This window comes from Stenotrophomonas sp. CASM110 (genome assembly GCF_049384345.1).
In the GTDB taxonomy this organism is placed as follows: domain Bacteria; phylum Pseudomonadota; class Gammaproteobacteria; order Xanthomonadales; family Xanthomonadaceae; genus Stenotrophomonas; species Stenotrophomonas muris.
In genome coordinates, this window is record NZ_JBMRGI010000022.1 from 14,113 (window position 1) to 31,931 (window position 17,819).

The 17,819-nt window shown below is 68.8% G+C and carries 13 protein-coding genes; 7 read left to right on the forward strand and 6 right to left on the reverse strand.

The annotated features are described in order from the left end of the window. The first annotated feature begins 67 nt into the window (after nt 1–67). The 3 genes from VG561_RS17205 (at nt 68) to VG561_RS17215 (ending at nt 3,969) form a co-directional block, all read left to right on the forward strand. Complete coding sequence (locus VG561_RS17205) at nt 68–2,557, forward strand: DEAD/DEAH box helicase (protein ID WP_197574821.1); 2,490 nt, start codon at nt 68–70, stop codon at nt 2,555–2,557. Then, the gene (locus VG561_RS17210; RefSeq protein ID WP_423179834.1) at nt 2,554–3,576 is read left to right on the forward strand and encodes a ribonuclease H-like domain-containing protein; all 1,023 of its coding nucleotides are present in this window, start codon (nt 2,554–2,556) and stop codon (nt 3,574–3,576) included. The genes VG561_RS17205 and VG561_RS17210 overlap by 4 nt, the downstream gene beginning before the upstream one ends. Before the next feature lie 78 nt (nt 3,577–3,654). Beyond that, nucleotides 3,655–3,969, forward strand: coding sequence for an I78 family peptidase inhibitor (locus VG561_RS17215; RefSeq protein WP_049404229.1), 315 nt, complete (start codon nt 3,655–3,657; stop codon nt 3,967–3,969). 66 nt (nt 3,970–4,035) lie between these two features. On the opposite strand, the gene VG561_RS17220 is transcribed toward VG561_RS17215, so the two are convergent. Together VG561_RS17220 and VG561_RS17225 are read right to left on the reverse strand one after the other, a co-directional pair. Continuing rightward, nucleotides 4,036–6,024 (reverse strand): M56 family metallopeptidase, encoded by a 1,989-nt coding sequence (locus VG561_RS17220; RefSeq protein ID WP_423179835.1) that lies wholly within the window; start codon nt 6,022–6,024, stop codon nt 4,036–4,038. A 3-nt stretch (nt 6,025–6,027) separates the two neighbouring features. Further along, a complete protein-coding gene (locus tag VG561_RS17225; RefSeq protein ID WP_142235502.1) occupies nt 6,028–6,414 on the reverse strand; it encodes a BlaI/MecI/CopY family transcriptional regulator in 387 nt (128 codons plus the stop codon). 191 nt (nt 6,415–6,605) lie between these two features. Here VG561_RS17225 and VG561_RS17230 point away from each other — a divergent pair, with 191 nt between their 5' ends. Further along, nucleotides 6,606–7,727 (forward strand): serine hydrolase domain-containing protein, encoded by a 1,122-nt coding sequence (locus tag VG561_RS17230; RefSeq protein ID WP_423179836.1) that lies wholly within the window; start codon nt 6,606–6,608, stop codon nt 7,725–7,727. Here the strand turns inward: VG561_RS17230 and VG561_RS17235 are convergent. The 3 genes from VG561_RS17235 to VG561_RS17245 form a co-directional block, all read right to left on the reverse strand. Next, complete coding sequence (locus tag VG561_RS17235; protein WP_041862920.1) at nt 7,662–8,474, reverse strand: hypothetical protein; 813 nt, start codon at nt 8,472–8,474, stop codon at nt 7,662–7,664. The genes VG561_RS17230 and VG561_RS17235 overlap by 66 nt on opposite strands. A 3-nt stretch (nt 8,475–8,477) precedes the next feature. After that, on the reverse strand, nt 8,478–9,893 hold the full coding sequence (locus VG561_RS17240; protein ID WP_423179837.1) for an XVIPCD domain-containing protein: 1,416 nt from the start codon (nt 9,891–9,893) through the stop codon (nt 8,478–8,480). Between the two features lie 116 nt (nt 9,894–10,009). Beyond that, nucleotides 10,010–11,116, reverse strand: coding sequence for an SDR family oxidoreductase (locus tag VG561_RS17245; protein ID WP_075075919.1), 1,107 nt, complete (start codon nt 11,114–11,116; stop codon nt 10,010–10,012). A gap of 218 nt (nt 11,117–11,334) precedes the next feature. Between VG561_RS17245 and VG561_RS17250 the strand changes: the two genes are divergently transcribed. Next, nucleotides 11,335–11,643 (forward strand): hypothetical protein, encoded by a 309-nt coding sequence (locus VG561_RS17250; RefSeq protein WP_014645461.1) that lies wholly within the window; start codon nt 11,335–11,337, stop codon nt 11,641–11,643. On the opposite strand, the gene VG561_RS17255 is transcribed toward VG561_RS17250, so the two are convergent. Continuing rightward, complete coding sequence (locus VG561_RS17255; RefSeq protein WP_014645460.1) at nt 11,631–12,689, reverse strand: DNA topoisomerase IB; 1,059 nt, start codon at nt 12,687–12,689, stop codon at nt 11,631–11,633. The genes VG561_RS17250 and VG561_RS17255 overlap by 13 nt on opposite strands. A gap of 111 nt (nt 12,690–12,800) precedes the next feature. Between VG561_RS17255 and VG561_RS17260 the strand changes: the two genes are divergently transcribed. Together VG561_RS17260 and gltB are read left to right on the forward strand one after the other, a co-directional pair. Then, complete coding sequence (locus tag VG561_RS17260) at nt 12,801–13,190, forward strand: I78 family peptidase inhibitor (RefSeq protein ID WP_197574336.1); 390 nt, start codon at nt 12,801–12,803, stop codon at nt 13,188–13,190. 174 nt (nt 13,191–13,364) lie between these two features. Then, nucleotides 13,365–17,819, forward strand: a complete 4,455-nt coding sequence (gene gltB, locus VG561_RS17265; RefSeq protein WP_423179838.1) for a glutamate synthase large subunit — start codon at nt 13,365–13,367, stop codon at nt 17,817–17,819.

Genomic DNA, 17,819 nt, shown 5'->3' on the forward strand with positions numbered 1-17,819 from the left:
TCTCACATCCTGAGACGTGGATGTGGTGCCATGTGACCCCTCGCAATCCGTCCCGGCTCCACTTTCCATGGCTTACGAACTCGCCAAGCGCACCGCCGATGCCGAGCAGAAGCTCGCCACCCGCGATGGCCTGCCCGCCCGTGACGGCGCCCTGCTCAGCGCGCGCCTGCAGCGCCGCTACCAGGACCGCATCACCGGCAGCTTTGCCATTCCCGGCCGCGAGGGCCGCTATGCCCCCATTCCCGATGCGGTACCGTCGGCCCTGGCCGCGGCCCTGAAGGCACGCGGCATCGAGCAGCTCTACAGCCACCAGGCCGAGGCCTGGGAGGCCAGCCAGCGTGGTGAGCACGTGGCCATCGTCACCCCCACCGCCAGCGGCAAGTCGCTGTGCTACACCCTGCCCGTGGTCAGCGCGGCGATGCAGGACAAGGCCAAGGCGCTGTACCTGTTCCCGACCAAGGCGCTGGCACAGGACCAGGTGGCCGAGCTGCTGGAACTCAACCGTGCCGGCGATCTGGGCGTCAAGGCCTTCACCTTCGATGGCGATACCCCGGGTGATGCGCGCCAGGCGATCCGCCTGCATGGCGACATCGTGGTGTCCAACCCGGACATGCTGCACCAGGCGATCCTGCCGCATCACACCAAGTGGGCGCAGTTCTTCGAGAACCTGCGCTACATCGTCATCGACGAAGTACACACCTACCGCGGCGTGTTCGGCAGCCACGTCACCAACGTGCTGCGCCGGCTCAAGCGCATCTGCGCGTTCTACGGCGTGCAACCGCAGTTCATCCTGTGCTCGGCCACCATCGGCAATCCGCAGGCGCATGCCGAGGCGTTGATCGAGGCACCGGTCACCGCGATCACCGAATCCGGTGCGCCCAGCGGACCGAAACAGGTACTGCTGTGGAACCCGCCGGTGATCAATCCGGACCTGGGCCTGCGCGCCTCGGCACGCTCGCAGAGCAACCGCATCGCGCGCATCGCGATCAAGTCCGGGCTGAAGACCCTGGTGTTCGCGCAGACCCGGTTGATGGTCGAAGTGCTGACCAAGTACCTGAAGGACATCTTCGACCACGACCCGCGCAAGCCGCCGCGCATCCGCGCCTACCGTGGCGGCTACCTGCCCACCGAGCGTCGCGAGACCGAGCGTGCGATGCGCGCCGGCAACATCGACGGCATCGTCAGCACGTCGGCGCTGGAACTGGGCGTGGATATCGGCAGCCTGGACGTGGTCATTCTCAACGGCTATCCCGGCAGCGTGGCCGCCACCTGGCAGCGCTTCGGCCGCGCCGGTCGCCGCCAGCAGCCGGCGCTGGGGGTGATGGTGGCCAGCTCGCAGCCGCTGGACCAGTACGTGGTGCGGCATCCGGACTTCTTCGCCGAGGCCTCGCCCGAACATGCACGCATTGCACCTGACCAGCCGCTGATCCTGTTCGACCACATCCGCTGCGCAGCCTTCGAACTGCCGTTCCGGGTTGGCGATGGCTTCGGCCCGATCGATCCGGAAGTGTTCCTGGAAGCGCTGGCCGAAACCGAAGTCATCCACCGCGAAGGCGAGCGCTGGGAATGGATCGCCGACAGCTATCCGGCCAACGCGGTGAGCCTGCGCGCGGTGGCCGACGGCAACTTCGTGGTGGTCGACCGCAGCGACGGCCGCCAGCAGATCATCGCCGAGGTCGATTATTCCGCCGCCGCACTCACCCTGTACGAAGGCGCCATCCACATGGTGCAGTCCACGCCCTACCAGGTGGAGACGCTGGACTGGGACGGCCGCAAGGCCTATGTCACCCGCACGCATGTGGATTACTACACCGACAGCATCGACTTCACCAAGCTCAAGGTGCTGGACCGTTTCGACGGTGGCGTGGCCGGCCGTGGCGATTCGCACCATGGCGAAGTGCACGTGGTGCGTCGCGTGGCCGGCTACAAGAAGATCCGCTATTACACCCACGAGAACATCGGCTATGGGCCGGTGAACCTGCCCGACCAGGAACTGCACACCACTGCGGTGTGGTGGCAGCTGCCGCAGGCGCTGCTGCTGCGCGCGTTCGCCAGCAAGCAGGATGCGCTGGATGGGTTCCTCGGCGCCGCGTATGCCCTGCACATCGTCGCCACCGTGGCGGTGATGGCCGATGCGCGCGATCTGCAGAAGTCAGTCGGCAACGGCGATGGTGCCTGGTTCGCGATCGCCGACCAGAGCGGCCGTGGCCAGCTGCGCGGCAGCGAAGGCGACCCTGGCGCGGTGGAGCTGCTGCAGGAGTTCGTGCCGACCGTTTATCTGTACGACAACTTTCCTGGCGGCGTTGGCCTGAGCGAGCCGCTGTGGCAGCGCCAGGCCGAGCTGGTGCAGCGCGCGCGCGAACTGGTGCAGCGCTGCGACTGCAAGGCCGGTTGCCCGGCCTGTGTCGGCCCGGTGCTGGCTGCACAGGAGGAAGATGAAACCTCGCCGCGCGCGCTGGCGCTGCGCGTGCTCGACCTGTTCGACGCAGAAGCCTGCCAGCACGTGCGCGACGTGGTGGTGACCACGCGCGAGCCGATGGAGCTGCTGGCACCGTGAGCCTGAGCCTGGACAAGCTGCGCCTGCTGCGGAAGCAGGCCGGCGACCCGAAAGCAGTCACGCCGGTGGCACCCGAACCGCCCCCCCCGGCGCCGGCCCCGGTAGCCGCCAGCGATGCACGGCAGCCACCGGCGGAGCGCTCGGTGTTCGCCTGGGTCGAACAGGAAATCCGCCACAAGCCGACCGGCGCTGCCGCGCCTGTGACGGCCGCCGCACCGTTGCGTCGACCGGAAGTGGGCAGCCTGCACCGCCTGCTCGGCCTGCGCTCGCGTGGTGGAGCCGCACCGGCACGCGCCAGTGCCCAGGATCGCCAGCTCCCCGGCGAGGAAATCGCGCCGGGACTGTTCCTGATCGAGTCGCTGCAGCCGCAATCGATTCCCGCGGAACCGCTTTCCCTGGCGTTCGCCAGGCGCGAGCACGAGCACGTCGCCGCGCGCGACCTGCTGTTCTTCGATACCGAGACCACCGGCCTGGCCGGCGGCACTGGCACCCGCGCCTTCATGATCGGCGCCGCCGACTGGCATGTGTGCCCGCAGCGTGGCGAAGGCCTGCGCATCCGCCAGTTGCTGATGTCGACGATGGCCGCCGAGGACGCGATGCTGGCCACCTTCGCCCGCTGGCTGCAGCCGTCCACCGTGTTCTGCAGCTACAACGGGCGCAGCTACGATGCGCCGCTGCTGAAGACGCGCTACCGGCTGGCCCGCCAGCGTTGCCCGATCAGCGCGCTGGATCACGTCGACCTGCTGTACCCGACCCGCCGCCGCTATCGCGGCACGTGGGAGAACTGCAAGCTGTCCACCATTGAGCGCCAGCTGCTGCGCGTGGTGCGCGAGGATGACCTGCCTGGCTCCGAAGCCCCGGGCGCATGGCTGCGTTTCCTGCGCGGCGGCGATGCGGTGAACCTGCGTCGGGTGGCCGACCACAACCATCAGGACGTGGTCACCCTGGCCCTGCTGCTGCAGCGACTGGTGCGCGAGGAGCAGCGCGAGCGCGAAACACTGGCGCTGGTCGGGCAGTAATGGCCAAGGGCCGCGTTGACATGCCCTGACGGTGGCAGCGGTGACACTGCCGCCACCATCCACGCCTGGAGTCCGACGATGCGCCTCAATCCGCTTGCCCTGCTCGCCATCCTGCCGCTGGCCGCCTGCAGCCACGCCGGCAGCAGCACCACCCACGATGCCGCACCGGCACCGGTGGCCGATGCCGCCCACGAATGCAGGCCGGAAGCGCTGGAAGCCTTCACCGGCAAGACCGCCGACGAGGCCACCATCAAGAAACTGGTCGCCGACAGCGGTGCCCGCAACGCGCGCGTGGTCAAGCCGGGCATGGAAGTAACCATGGACTTCCGCCAGGACCGCGTGACGGTGCAGGTGGACGGTCAGAACCGGATCGAGCGCGCCAGCTGCGGTTGATCAACCCAGTGGGTGCCGGCCACTGGCCGGCACCCCACATTGCCGGCCAGCGGCCGGCACTACCAGTCAGAGTCGCTCGGCCTTGCCGCTGGCCAGTGCGCGCGCGATCACCTGCTGCGCCTGCCGCGACGCCTGCTCATGCACGCGTGCCTGACGCTCACCCAACGCAGCCTGCCGGCTGCCCAGCGCCGCCTGGCGGCTGGCCAGTTCAGACTGCTGGCTGGCCAGGCGCTGCATGCCGCGGGTGTGGGTGGCCCGCGCGGTTTCGTTGTCCACTTCCTGCATCGCACGACGTGCCTCTGCAGCAGCCTCACGTGCAATGGCCGCATCGTTGGTCGCGCCCGGCGCCGCCTTCGCCGCTTCTGCCGCCGCTTCGCGGTTGATGTCATGCGCGGCCATCGCGCTGCGCGCAGCCTCGGCAGCGGCCAGTGCCATGCGGCGCGCCTCCTCGCCCTGCAGGCGGCCCATCTCGCCCATCTGCCTGCCGAGTTCGCCCTGCTGGCGACCCAGCGCACTCTGTTGGCGGCCCAGTTCGCTCTGCTGGCGGCCCAGATCCGCCGCGCCGCTGTAGGCACGCTGCAGGCTCTGGATCATCATCGGGTCTCGCACCACGTAGCGCTTGTCGCCCTTGCGGAACCACAGCGCCGGGCCCTTGCCGAGCTGTCTGCGGGCCACCGTCACGTCGTCCATGCCGCCGTTGGCGAAGGTCGAATCGCCATCTACCAGCACGAAGGCCTCCGGCGGCGATTTGCCCAGGTCCAGGCGGCCGTAGGTGGTGATGGAAGTGGTGCGGGAGGTCGTGTGTTCACTGTGCATGCCGGTATCGACATCGACATCCGCATCCACGTCGACCGCCACATCCGCATCGTCCGGACCTGACAACGCCTCGACATCAGCCGGCTCGGCGGGCGGCGCGGGCGCCACCGGCACGGCCGGAACGCGCGCGGACGAAGGCGGTGCGGGCGGCGCTTTCGGAGCCTTCGGCGGCGGCGGCGGCACGACCTTCGGCGCCGCAGGAGGCGCGGGCGGTGCCGGCGGCACCGGCGCTGCGACCAGCCGCATCGGCGCCACGCCCACCACCAGCACCATCGCAGTCAACGCCATCGCCAGGATGCGCGGGCAGGACCGGCGCGACTGCAGCGAGAGCAGGCGGCGCTTGAGGCTGGTGGTATCCGGTGCGGCACTGGCCACGCCCAGATGCGGCTGCGGTGCCACGCCCAGCTGCAGCAGCAGACGGCCATAGGCCTGGCGGCTGGCACCGTGCTGGCCAACCACCGCTGCATCCACCGCTTCCTCGCGCGCCTGTGCATATTCACGCACCGACAGGCGCAGCAGCGGGTGGAAGAAGAACAGGTGCTGGGCCAGTGCAGGCAGCAGGCCCCATTGCAGGTCACGCCGCTGCAGGTGCTGCAGTTCGTGGGTCAGGGCCAGGTCCAGCGCGTCGCCCTGCAGGGCGTTGTCGCCCGCCGGCAGCAGCAGCACCGGGCGGAACGGCCCGACCAGCTGCGGTGCGTCCACCTGCGTGCTCATCCACAACCGCGGCGCAGGACGCACGCCGTGCGCATCGGAGGCCAGCTGCAGGGCCTGCACCAGCGCCTCGTCCTCGCAGGGATAGGCCGCTGCCAGCAGCGCGCGGCAGCGACGCCACTCACCGAAGGTACGCAGGGCCATCAGCAGCACGCCGGACATCCACAGCGTGGCCAGTGCGACGGCCCACCATGCCACCGCCGGCACGTCCGCGGCGGGCATCGGCATTGCGGCCAACAGCTGTGCCGAGGCCTCCGGGGCCAGCGGGTAGACCATGTCGGCGGCCACATCGGTCGCGCTCATCGCCACCGCCTGCGGCGCCGGCAGCCAGGCCAGCTGCAACGGCTGGCTCCAGAACAGGCCGAGCACAGCCTGCAGCGAGACCAGCCACCACAGGCGGCAGCGGGTCGCCGCCGACAGCGACGGCAGCGCGCGGCATACGCCATACACCAGGGCCACCAGCAGCACGGTCTGCAGGCTGGTCCAGCCCAGCCGTTCCAACATCGGGATCAGCATCGTGGTGTCCATGGCTCAGCCCTCGTGGCGGCGCGATTGGAGTTGGGCAACCAGCGCTTCCAGCTCGGCCAGCTCGTTGTCGCTGACCTCCTGGCGCTGCGACAGGTAGGCCACGAACGGCGACACCGAGCCCTGCAGGGTGTTGTCGACGAACTGCGCCACCGCGCCCTGCAGCACGCTCTGCGGGCCACGCGTGGCCTGGTAGCGGTAGACACCGTCCTGCTGCTGGCGCTGAAGATACCCCTTCGCCCGCAGTCGCTCCATCATCGTCAGCACGGTGGAGCGGGCCAGCCCACGGGCCTCCCCATAGCCACTGGCGACCTCGCCGACCGTGGCCGGCGCATGTTCATCGATGTACTGCAGCAGGGCCAGCTCCTGGTCCCCGATCGTCTTGCCACGCATGACACCACTCCCTTGACTACACGTGTCGCCACTGTCTGCGTGACGACAACTGTAGTCAACCCCCCGGAAGTCATGGGCCGACGAACGGTAGGCACCACCGCGCCCTTAAACCTTTGACGCGCCGTCTGCATCCGATCCGCAACGTCCCAGTGGAATGCCGCATGTTCCGTCCCACGCTCCGAGTGCTGCTCATGCTCATCAGTGCACTGCCCTTCGCTGCCATCTCTGCCAGCCACGACCCGGCCAACGACCAGACCCGCCGCCTGATCCGCCAGGTCATGCTGGAACAGCGCATCCCCGGCTTGCAGGTCGCCGTGGTCAAGCAGGGACAGATCGTGCTGTCAGAGGCCTATGGCCTGGCCAACGTCGAGAATGGCGTGCCTGCCACGCGCGACACCCGCTTCCCGCTCAATTCGGCCACCAAGGCGTTCACCGGCGTGGCCGCCGCACAGTTGGCACAGCGGGGGCAGCTGGATCTGGACGCGCCGGCGTCGCGCTACCTGGATGATCTTCCACCTGCGTGGAAAGACGTACGCGTGCGCCAGTTGCTGGCGCATGCCTCAGGCCTTCCGGACATCCTTGATGCGAACGGACTGCTGGGCGGTGGCTCCGAAGCACAGGCGTGGACGGCGGTGACAGCGCGGCCGCTGGAAGCGGCGCCCGGGCAGCGCTTCGCCTACAACCAGACCAACTATGTCCTGCTGGCACGGATCATCGCGCAGCAATCCGGTATGTCCTACGAACGTTTCCTGGCCACACGCCAGTTCAGCAGCGCGCGCATGGCCCGCACCACCTTCGGCGACAGCTACGACCTGATTCCGGATGCGGCGACGATGTACAGCCTGGCCCCGCGTGCCACCGATGCTGTGGATGCACCGTCCCGCCTGTCGCACTGGTTCTACGACATACCGCCTTCGCTCTGGGCCGGTGGCGGCATCCTCACCACCGCCGACGACACCGCGCGCTGGCTGGTCGCGCTGACCGAAGGCCGTTTGCTGCAGGACCCGGCCCGGCAGCGGATGTGGAGCGCAGAGCGCCTCGCTGATGGCCGCGCCGGCCCGTGGGCGGGTGGCTGGGCGGTACTGCGCGCATCGCCCGACCTTCAGGTGGCCGGTATCGGCGGTGCGCGCTCGGCCTTCGTGGTCTATCCCGAGCGCGGCGTGGCGGTCGTGGTGCTGACCAATCTTGTCGGTGCCAATCCGCAGCAGTTCATTCCGCGCATTGCCGACTTCTATGTGCGCGATGCCTCAACGCCCCGTCACGAACGGGTCGGCCTTGCACGGCCGCAAGGGGCTGTCATCGCAGGGCCATAGCGCGGCGGGAACGGCCCTGGCCACTTCGAAGTGATCCTGGTTCCAGTGCAGGAAACCGCCGTGGATGGCATTGCCATGGTCGAAGCTGCGTGCATCGGCGGCCAGTGGCTGTTCGGGGTCGGCTTCGGCCACCCAGCGCAGTACTGGCACTTTGTCCAGCACGCCGATGAAGGCGAACAGATCGCCCGCGCCCTTGTCCTGGTAGGCCGTCATGGTCGCCGCATCGGGCAATCCGGCCTGCGCCAGGATGGATGCGGTGACATCCTGCAGCGGTGCGGCTCCCTGTGCGATGTAGGCGCGCATGCCCGTGGTGGTTGCCGGGCAGCCCTGCAGCTGCACCAGATAGCCGGTGGTACCGCCACTGCCGGAGAACGACCGCATCCAATAGCGGAAACGCGGCCCGCTGCGATCAGTAACCATCAAATCCTGCTGGCCATCCTGCGCGGGAATGGAGAGCACCTCCACCTTGCTGGCGCTCTCCACGTTGCACTTCAACTGCGCCAGCACCTGCCTGGCAGGTTCGGGCAGCGTAGCGTAGCGGCCGCCGGGATGGCCGCTGCCGGAAGCCTTCGGCAATGCGGGCAGTCCGCGGTCCGTGGGAAGGGTCTGCGCAGGCAGGGCCTCCGGTTTCGCGGCCGAGCTGGCAGTGGGCGCCACCGGCGCGACGCGCTCTCCAGCGGGCGCGCAGGCACTGCAGGCCAGCAGCAGCATCAATGGAACGCTCGGCGTCAGCTGCGATCGGATCATCGATCAACGCCCTCCCATCACCGGCGCGTCCTGCTGCTGTGCCGGCGCGGGCGCAGGTGCAGCCTGTTCGCGCGATTGCTGCTGCAGCTGGCGCAGGCTGGATTCCACCGCGGTCTCGCGCACCTCGGCCGCATTGACCCCTGCGCGCAGCGCCGCAGGATCGCCCGGGCTGCCCTGCACCAGGAACAGTGTCTCGCCAGCCGCACGGCCGGCGCTGGGATTGCTGGCCACGATCTGGTCGACCCGGGTGATGCCCGCGGCCTTCGCTTCGCGCAGCATCACCAGGCTGTAGTCCTCGGCATGCTCGGCGTAGCGTCCGCCCAGGGCCTGCAGGCGCGTACTGATCTGCTGCTGCAGGGCATGATCGCGATGCTGCGGCTGACGGGGGTCATCGTTGGCCGCGAGCGGCACGTCCTGCCCCAATTCGCGCGTCTGGCCGGGTGCAACCGAGGTCAGCACGTACTGCCAGCGGTTCTGCCCAGGCGTGCCGCGCACCGTCGACACGAAGTCGTCATACTCGCCGCCACCGATGGTCTGGCAACCGGCCGAATCGGTGTTGGAACGGCTGCCACGATGGATCTTGAAGGTGTCGTTGAGGTCCTGCACGCCCTGGGTATCACGCGCATCGAACCAGCCATCGCCATTGCTGTCGCGCTCCACCCGTCCGGCGCCCGCAGTGATCGCGTCCTGCGAAGGACGCAGCGCGAACTCATCGGGATGGCCATTGCGCGGATGAGTGGTCGCGCGCATCTCGATGGTGCCCTCGCCCAGGCGCCCCAGATCCTTGACCCGGTCGCCGTTGACGTCCTCACCCTCGGTCTTGGCACGCGGCGCCACATTGCCAAAGCCCGGGCTGCGCGGCGCGGTCTTGGCATGGCCGTCGTACTGGGCGGTCGGCTCGGTCGTGGCCTGGTTGAACTCGCGCACATGGCCGCGGCCCTGCGCATCCTTCCACAGCACCACGATGCGGTCATCGTAGACCCCACGTCCGCGCGCCTCGGTCGTGCGGTTCTCATCGCGCAACCCCAGCACCACGCGGTCCTGGGTTGCCATTGCATCGTTCGCTGCGATGTTGCCGCGCTGGGCCACGATGCTGCCATAAACGTCGTACTGCTGGGCCTGGCTAAATCCCGCTGTCTCGGCAGCATCGGGCATCCGGGGCGGGCGCGTCGCCTCGCCCAAGCGATCCAGCATCGGATTCACCGTAGCTGCATCCGCTGCGGCCACGCCCCCGTTCCGGCGCAAGCCCTCAAGCTCGGCGGCCGCACGCGCCGAGATATAGCGATCCAGCGATTCCTGCACCACTGCGCTCTGGCCGTCGTGCAGGGCCTGGAGGCGGGTGGCGGCAGCACGCGCATCGTTCCGCCGCAGCAGGGCGACGACCTCGTTGGCTGCGGCATTGATATCCATTTCGGGCATGGTCGGTCCTTGAACATGGTCGGTACAGGATCAGCCTACCCCAATCGCACGGTGTGGGGCCTTTGACAGGCCGCACACCTTCGCTGCCGCCGGATCCAGGCGGGAACCGACACGACTCAGCCGCGCGGTCCACCCATCACCGGCAGGATCGCCCCGCTGATGTAGCTTGCACAGACCGGCGAGGCCAGGAACACATACGCCGGTGACAGCTCTTCAGGCTGTGCAGGCCGGCCCATGTCGCTGTCCTTCCCGAACTCGGCGACATCCCCGGCCTGCTTGTCGGCCGGGTTCAGCGGCGTCCATACCGGCCCCGGCGCCACGCAGTTGACCCGGATGCCGCGCGGCAGCAGCTGGCTGGCCAGAGCCTTGGTGAACGCATGGATCGCGCCCTTGGTGGCCGAGTAATCGATCAGCGCCTTGCTGCCGAAGAGTCCGGTTTCCGAGCCGGTGTTGATGATGCTGGCGCCCTCGCCCAGATGCGGCAGTACCGCACGCGCCATCTGGATGTAGCCGCCGATGTTGGTCTGCAGCGTCTCCTGCAGGTGCGCGTCTTCCAGATCCTCCAGCCGCTCGCAGTGCAGCTGGAACGCGGCGTTGTTGACCAGGATGTCGATGCCACCGAAGGCCTTGGCCACCTGCTTGACCGCCTTGTTGCAGAAGCGCGGGTCGCGCACGTCACCGGCGATCACCACACAGCGGCCACCTTCGCGCTCCACGTGCTGGCGGGTGATGTCGGCATCTTCGGCCTCGTCCAGGTGCAGGACCGCCACATCGGCGCCTTCGCGTGCGAACAGCACGGCCACAGCACGGCCGATGCCGGAATCACCGCCAGTGACGATCGCGCGCATGCCCTGCAGCTTGCCGCTGCCGGTGTAGTCCGGCGCGAGGAAGCGCGGTGCCAGCTCCAGTTCGTGTTCGCGCCCCGGCTTTGCCAGCTGCTGGGCCGGCATGGCCTCCGGCTGGCGGCGTGCGCCGGCCTGGGTCGCGGTCTTTTTCGTGGCCTTCTTGGCCGCGCGGGCATCCTTGGCCTTTTCCTGGTCCTGCAGGCGCCGCTGCCGGGCGGCAACGCGGGCGGCGCGGGGATCACCAGCCGCCGCCTTGCGGGTTGCGGTCTTCACCACCCGCGGGCGAGCGGGGTCGGCAGCGGTCTGGGTCGCGGTGCTGCCCTTGCGCACCTTGGGTGAGGCTTTGCGGCGGGCGGGGGTCTTTCGGGTGGTGGCCATGCAGGTCTCCTCGGGGAGGGAATGGGATCGCCGGCCAGCGGCCGGCACTACCGGGCGCGTGCGCCGCAGTACCGGGGGCGGCATCCGCCGCGACTGCAGTGTCTCCACCCAGGCTGTTGGCGGGGGTGAGCGCACCGTATCCACGATGTGCACGGTGTTCATTCCGCCACCACGTGCGCCGTCGCACGCTGCACGCAACCACACCAAGGAATCCTTCCATGAAGCATGCCATCGCCACCGCCGCCGTCTGTCTCGCCCTCGCCGCCTGCAGCAGCACGCCGGTAGCCCAGGTGCAGCCGATCGACGGCGTGATTTCCGGCCAGTGCCACAGCGACAGGGTGCGTGGTGCGCTCGGCCTGGCCGCCTCCGCCGCAACCGTCGAGCGCGCGCGCGTGGACAGCGACAGCCTGCACGTGCAGGTGCTGCGCCATGACGGCCCGCGCGTGCCGCCGGCACACGAAGGCGGTGACCGCCTGACCATCGAGAAGGGCCGCACCAACAACATCACCGCGATCTATTGCGGCTGACGCCTGCGGCTGAGCCGGCGCGCCCTGCGCAGCACGCGCAGGGTGGCCTGTTCCCACTGGCGCGGCCCACGCAGGCCGGCTAGTTCCGCCAGTTCGCCGCGCTCCCAGCCGGCGAACACGCAGGGGTCGATGTAGGCCTTGCGGCACACCGCAGGCGTATTGCCCAACTGGGTCGCCACCTTGCACACCACCTCACGCTGTACCTTGGCCAGCGCACGCTGGCTGGCCGGTTCGGGCAACTCGGTGGCCGCGAACGCTTGCACCGCGGCCAGGGTGCCGCCCCAGGTGCGGAAATCCTTGGCGGTGAATTCCTCGCCCATCACCTCGCGCAGGTAATCGTTGACCGCACCGGAGTCGACCGGCTGGATGGCACCGTCGTCGTCGCGATACTGGAACAACGCCTGGCCCGGCAACTGCTGCACGCCGCGCACCAGCGTGCCCAGCCGGCGGTCACCTACCGTCACTTCGTGCAGCTGCCCGGATTTGCCGCGGAAGCGCATCCGTACGCGCCCGCCGCGCAGCAGGTCGAGGTGCCGGTTGCGCAGCGTGGTCAGGCCAAAGGATCTGTTTTCCTTGGCATAGGACTCATTGCCTACCCGCACCAGGGTGTCGGCCAGCAGCGCGACCACGACCGCCAGCACCTTTTCGCGGGGGAAGCCGCTGTGCTTGAGATCGCGGCTGAGCCGGCGCCGCAGCGCGGGTAGTGCTTCACCAAAGGCGATCACCCGGTCGAACTTGCCGGCGTCGCGCACTGCGGCCCAATCGGCGTGGTAGCGGTACTGCTTGCGCCCGCGGGCATCGCGGCCGGTGGCCTGCAGATGGCCATTGGCGTGGGCGCAGATCCATACGGCGGTATAGGCCGGTGGAATCGCCAGCGCGCGGATGCGCTGCAGGGTGGCGGCATCGCGCACCGCATGGCCATCGGCATCGCGGTAGCTGAAGCCCTTGCCGGCGCGGCGCCGGCTGATGCCCGGCTGGGTGTCATCGACATAGCGCAGGCCCGCAGCGCGCGCGGCCTGTCGTTCGGGGGTAGAGGGGGTCGGCATGCGTGCAGTGTCGCTGCCGCGCTGCCGCGATCCTGTCGATAACACAAGACAAACACGTGAGGATCGGTTCGCCGCTATGCTCGGGCTTTCACAATCCCTTCCGGAGTCATGATGTCGTTCCCGATTCGCGCCCGTTCGCTCTCCGCCCTGCTGCTGCCGGCCGCGCTGGCCCTGACCGCCTGCCAGGCACCGGCGCTGGATGAACAGGATTCGGCCACGGCCCATGCCCAGCAGGCTGCCGAAGCCGCCAAGGCACCGGCCGACGAAGCCGGCAAGGCCACCGAGGCACCGCCGGTCGGCACCTGCGATGCCAGCCAGGTGCAGAGCCTGGTCGGCCAGGCCTACGCCGACGCGCTGGGCAAGCAGGCGCAGGAAGATGCCGGTGCCCACCAGCTGCGCGTCATGAAGCCCAACGACGTGGCCACGATGGAATTCCTCGGCGACCGCCTGAACATCGAAGTGGACGACAAGGGCCTGGTCAGCGGCGTGCGCTGCGGCTGAGGGCGACCCCGCGCCGGCACGGGGTTGCCGGCGCGTTCTGTTGCACCTGCAACCGTGTATTGCGGCGCTGCAGCAACCTGTGATCTAGTCGAGGCATCCGGTGGCCTCACGATGCGCTCCAGGGAATGAGCGGGGACGAGTGTCGCCGCCAACCCTATACGCATCGAGGTAGAGATGGCCCCCCGCAACCGCCAAGGGCTTTACGACCCGCGCTCCGAGCGCGATGCCTGTGGATTTGGCATGGTCGCCCAGCTCGACGATCAACCTTCGCGCCTGTTGGTTGATACCGCCATCGCCGCGCTTTCGCGCATGACCCACCGTGGCGGCGTCGCCGCCGATGGCCTGACCGGCGATGGCTGTGGCCTGCTGCTGCGCCGCCCCGATGCATTCCTGAAACTGCTGGCCAGCGAAGCCGGCATCACCACCGGCGCGCGCTTCGCTGCCGGCCTGGTGTTCCTGCCGCACGACACCGAGGCCGCCGACGCCTGCCGTACCCAGCTGCAGGCGCAGGTGGAAGCGGTCGGCTGCAAGGTCGCCGGCTGGCGCGAGGTACCCACCGATGACAGCGTCTGCGGCCAGCTGGCGCGCGATACCCTGCCGCGCATCGAACAGGTGTTCGTCGATGCCGGTGTCGGCCAGGACGATGCCGGCTTCGCGCTGGCGCTGTTCCTGGCCCGTCGCCGCAGCGAGCAGCAGCTGCGCGATCACGCTGATTTCTACGTCACCACCCTCACCCCCGATGCGATCAGCTACAAGGGCATGGTGCTGCCGGACAAGCTCAGCCGCTTCTATCCCGACCTGCAGCGGCGCGAACTGGCCTCCAGCGCGATCGTGTTCCACCAGCGCTTCTCGACCAACACGCTGCCGCGCTGGCCGCTTGCCCACCCGTTCCGGATGCTCGCCCACAATGGCGAGATCAACACCATCGAAGGCAACCGCCGCTGGGCCCAGGCGCGCAGCAAGGTGTGGAAGACGCCGCGCTTCGACATCGCCGAATTCGACCCGGTGATCTCCATGCACGGCTCGGACTCGCAGAGCCTGGACAACATGCTGGAACTGATGGTCGCCGGTGGCATGGAGCTGATCCAGGCGCTGCGCATCCTGGTGCCGCCGGCCACCCAGTCGCTGGAGTTCAAGGACCCGGACCTGGCCGCGTTCTACGAGTTCCACGGCCTGAACAGCGAGCCGTGGGATGGCCCGGCCGGCATCGTTGCCTGCGACAGCCGCTACGCCGTCTGCACCCTCGACCGCAACGGCCTGCGCCCGGCACGCTGGATGCTGACCGCCGACCGCCACTTCCTGGTTGCCTCTGAAGCGGGCGTGTGGGAAGTGCCCACCGAGCGGGTGGTGCGCAAGGGCAAGCTCGGCCCCGGCGAAATGATCGCGATCGACCTCAAGCGCGGCGACCTGCTCGACTCCGATGCGGTCGACCGCATCAACCGCGGCCGCGCGCCCTACAAGCAGTGGCTGCAGCAGGGCGTGACCTACCTGCAGACCGAACTGATCGACCCGTCGCTGGTGGAAGAGCCGTTCGACGAAGCCACCCTGCGCAGCTACCACAAGCTGTACCAGCTCAGCAGCGAGGAAGTGGAGCAGGTGCTGCGGCCGCTGGCCGAGACCGAGCAGGAAGCCACCGGCTCGATGGGCGACGACACGCCGATGGCGGTGCTGAGCCAGCGCAGCCGCCCGCTGTACGACTATTTCCGCCAGGCCTTCGCGCAGGTCACCAACCCGCCGATCGATCCGCTGCGCGAAGACTGCGCGATGTCCCTGTCCACCCAGCTCGGCAAGGAGACCAACATCTTCCATGCCGGTCCGGAGACGGTGAACCACGTCATCCTCAATTCGCCGGTGCTCAGCCAGCGCAAGCTGCGCCAGCTGCTGAAGATGGAGCAGTACGTGCAGGCCAACCGCCTGCTCGACCTGTCCTACAGCGAAGACGAGGGTCTGCGTGCCGGCATCGAGCGCATCTGCGCCGAGGCCGAACAGGCCGCGCGCGACGGCATGGTGATGCTGCTGCTGTCCGACCGCTACCCGGTGGCCGGGCGGCCGATGGTGCATGCGCTGCTGGCCACCAGCGCCATCCACCACCACCTCTCGCGGCTGGGCCTGCGCTGCGACGTGAATCTCATCGTCGAGACCGGCACCGCGCGCGACCCGCACCACATGGCCTGCCTGCTCGGCTTCGGCGCCACGGCGGTGTATCCGTACCTGGCCTACCAGACCCTGTTCGACCTGGGCCGTCGCGGCATCCTCAAGCTCAGCAAGGGCGGTGAGCAGTCGCAGATCGGCCGCCGCTACCGCAAGGGCGTCTACAAGGGGCTGTCGAAGATCATCTCGAAGATGGGCATCTGTACCGTGGCCAGCTACCGCGGCGCGCAGCTGTTCGAGATCATCGGCCTGGAACCGGAGGTCGTCGATCTGTGCTTCCCGGATACCGCCTCGCGCATCGGTGGCGCGGGTTTCGCGCGCCTGGATGCCGACGCGCGCGAGCTGTGCGCGCAGGCGTGGGACGCGCAGCAGGACGTGGATGTCGGCGGCCTGCTGAAGTACGTGCACGGCGGCGAGTACCACATGTACAACCCGGACGTGGTCACCACCCTGCAGCGCGCGGCGCGCAGCGGCGATCCGCGTGCCTGGCAGCAGTACTGCGATGCGGTGCATGCGCGCCCGCCCTCGGCACTGCGTGACCTGCTGGAACTGGTCCCTGCCGCCACGCCCGCACCGCTCGATGAAGTGGCCCCGGCCAGCGAACTGTTCCCGCGCTTCGATACCGCGGCGATCAGCCTCGGCGCCCTGTCACCGGAAGCGCATGAAGCGCTGGCGATTGCGATGAATCGCCTGGGGGGCCGCAGCAATTCCGGCGAAGGCGGTGAAGACCCCGCACGCTATGGCACCGCCAGGCGGAGCAAGATCAAGCAGGTGGCCTCCGGGCGCTTCGGCGTGACCGCCGAGTACCTGGTCAATGCCGAGGTGCTGCAGATCAAGGTCGCGCAGGGTGCCAAGCCCGGCGAGGGTGGCCAGCTGCCCGGGCACAAGGTCAACGAACTGATCGCGCGGCTGCGCTATGCGCGCCCGGGCATCGGCCTGATTTCGCCGCCGCCGCATCACGACATCTATTCGATCGAGGACCTGGCGCAGCTGATCTACGACCTCAAGCAGGTCAACCCGACCGCGCTGGTGTCGGTGAAGCTGGTCAGCCATGCCGGCGTCGGAACGATTGCGGCGGGCGTGGTCAAGGCCGGTGCGGATCTGATCACCATCTCCGGCCATGATGGCGGCACCGGTGCCTCGCCGGTCAGCTCGATCCGCTATGCCGGCGTGCCGTGGGAGCTGGGCGTGGCCGAGGCGCACCAGGCGCTGCTCGCCAACGACCTGCGCGGCCGTACCCTGCTGCAGACCGATGGCGGCCTGAAGACCGGGCTGGACGTGGTCAAGGCCGCATTGCTGGGCGCCGACAGCTTCGGCTTCGGCACCGCGCCGATGATCGTGCTGGGCTGCAAGTACCTGCGCATCTGCCACCTCAACAACTGTGCCACCGGCGTGGCCACCCAGGACGAGCGCCTGCGCGAGAACCACTTCACCGGGCAGCCCGAGCGCGTGGAGAACTTCTTCCGGCTGCTGGCCGAGGAAGTGCGTGGCTGGCTGTCCTACCTGGGCGCGCGTTCGCTGGAAGAGATCGTCGGCCGTACCGACCTGCTGCGCCAGATCGAATCCGCGCCGCGCGACGGCGTGCGCGTGGACCTGTCGCGCCTGCTGGCCGACAGCCACTACGAGGGCAGCCACTGCGCCGCGCAGCGCCTGTACGAATCGCCGGACAGCCTGGCCACGCAGATGGATGGCCTGCTGGCCCCGGCCATCGAGCACAAGCGCGGCGGCGAGCATCGCTTCCTGATCCACAACACCGACCGCAGCATCGGTACCCGCCTGGCGGGTGCGGTGGCACGCGCGCACGGCAACCAGGGCATGGCCGAGGCACCGCTGGAACTGCGCTTCCGTGGCAGCGCCGGGCAGAGCTTCGGCGCCTTCAATGTCGGTGGCCTGCACCTGGAAGTGGAAGGCGAAGCCAACGATTACGTCGGCAAGGGCATGGCTGGCGGCCGGCTGGTGGTGCGGCCGCCGCGTGGCGCGCGCTTCGAGGCACGCAGCACCGCCATCATCGGCAACACCTGCCTGTACGGTGCCACCGGCGGTGAGCTGTTCGCTGCCGGCCGCGCCGGCGAGCGCTTCGCGGTGCGCAATTCCGGCGCGCTGGCCGTGGTCGAAGGTGCCGGTGACCACTGCTGCGAGTACATGACCGATGGCGTGGTGCTGGTGCTGGGCAAGGTCGGGCTGAACTTCGGCGCCGGCTTCACCGGCGGCCTGGCCTACGTACTGGACGTGGACCGTGATTTCGTCGACCGCTACAACCACGAGCTGATCGACATCCATCGCGTGTCCGCCGAAGGCTTCGAGAACTACCGCCAGCACCTGCACCGCCTGATCGGCCGCCATCGCGAGCTGACCGGCAGCATCTGGGCACAACAGATCCTGGACGAGTTCCGCGATTACATCGGCAAGTTCTGGCTGGTCAAACCCAAGGCCGCCAGCATCGAGTCGCTGACCGAAACCCTGCGACGCGCCGCGTGA

Bases quoted from the DNA above. Each gene is read 5' to 3' on its own strand.
- VG561_RS17205 (WP_197574821.1), top strand. From the start codon at position 68: ATGGCTTACGAACTCGCCAAGCGCACCGCCGATGCCGAGCAGAAGCTC.
- VG561_RS17215 (WP_049404229.1), top strand. From the start codon at position 3,655: ATGCGCCTCAATCCGCTTGCCCTGCTCGCCATCCTGCCGCTGGCCGCC.
- VG561_RS17220 (WP_423179835.1), bottom strand. From the start codon at position 6,024: ATGGACACCACGATGCTGATCCCGATGTTGGAACGGCTGGGCTGGACC.
- VG561_RS17225 (WP_142235502.1), bottom strand. From the start codon at position 6,414: ATGCGTGGCAAGACGATCGGGGACCAGGAGCTGGCCCTGCTGCAGTAC.
- VG561_RS17230 (WP_423179836.1), top strand. From the start codon at position 6,606: ATGCTCATCAGTGCACTGCCCTTCGCTGCCATCTCTGCCAGCCACGAC.
- VG561_RS17235 (WP_041862920.1), bottom strand. From the start codon at position 8,474: ATGATCCGATCGCAGCTGACGCCGAGCGTTCCATTGATGCTGCTGCTG.
- VG561_RS17240 (WP_423179837.1), bottom strand. From the start codon at position 9,893: ATGCCCGAAATGGATATCAATGCCGCAGCCAACGAGGTCGTCGCCCTG.
- VG561_RS17245 (WP_075075919.1), bottom strand. From the start codon at position 11,116: ATGGCCACCACCCGAAAGACCCCCGCCCGCCGCAAAGCCTCACCCAAG.
- VG561_RS17250 (WP_014645461.1), top strand. From the start codon at position 11,335: ATGAAGCATGCCATCGCCACCGCCGCCGTCTGTCTCGCCCTCGCCGCC.
- VG561_RS17255 (WP_014645460.1), bottom strand. From the start codon at position 12,689: ATGCCGACCCCCTCTACCCCCGAACGACAGGCCGCGCGCGCTGCGGGC.
- VG561_RS17260 (WP_197574336.1), top strand. From the start codon at position 12,801: ATGTCGTTCCCGATTCGCGCCCGTTCGCTCTCCGCCCTGCTGCTGCCG.
- gltB (WP_423179838.1), top strand. From the start codon at position 13,365: ATGGCCCCCCGCAACCGCCAAGGGCTTTACGACCCGCGCTCCGAGCGC.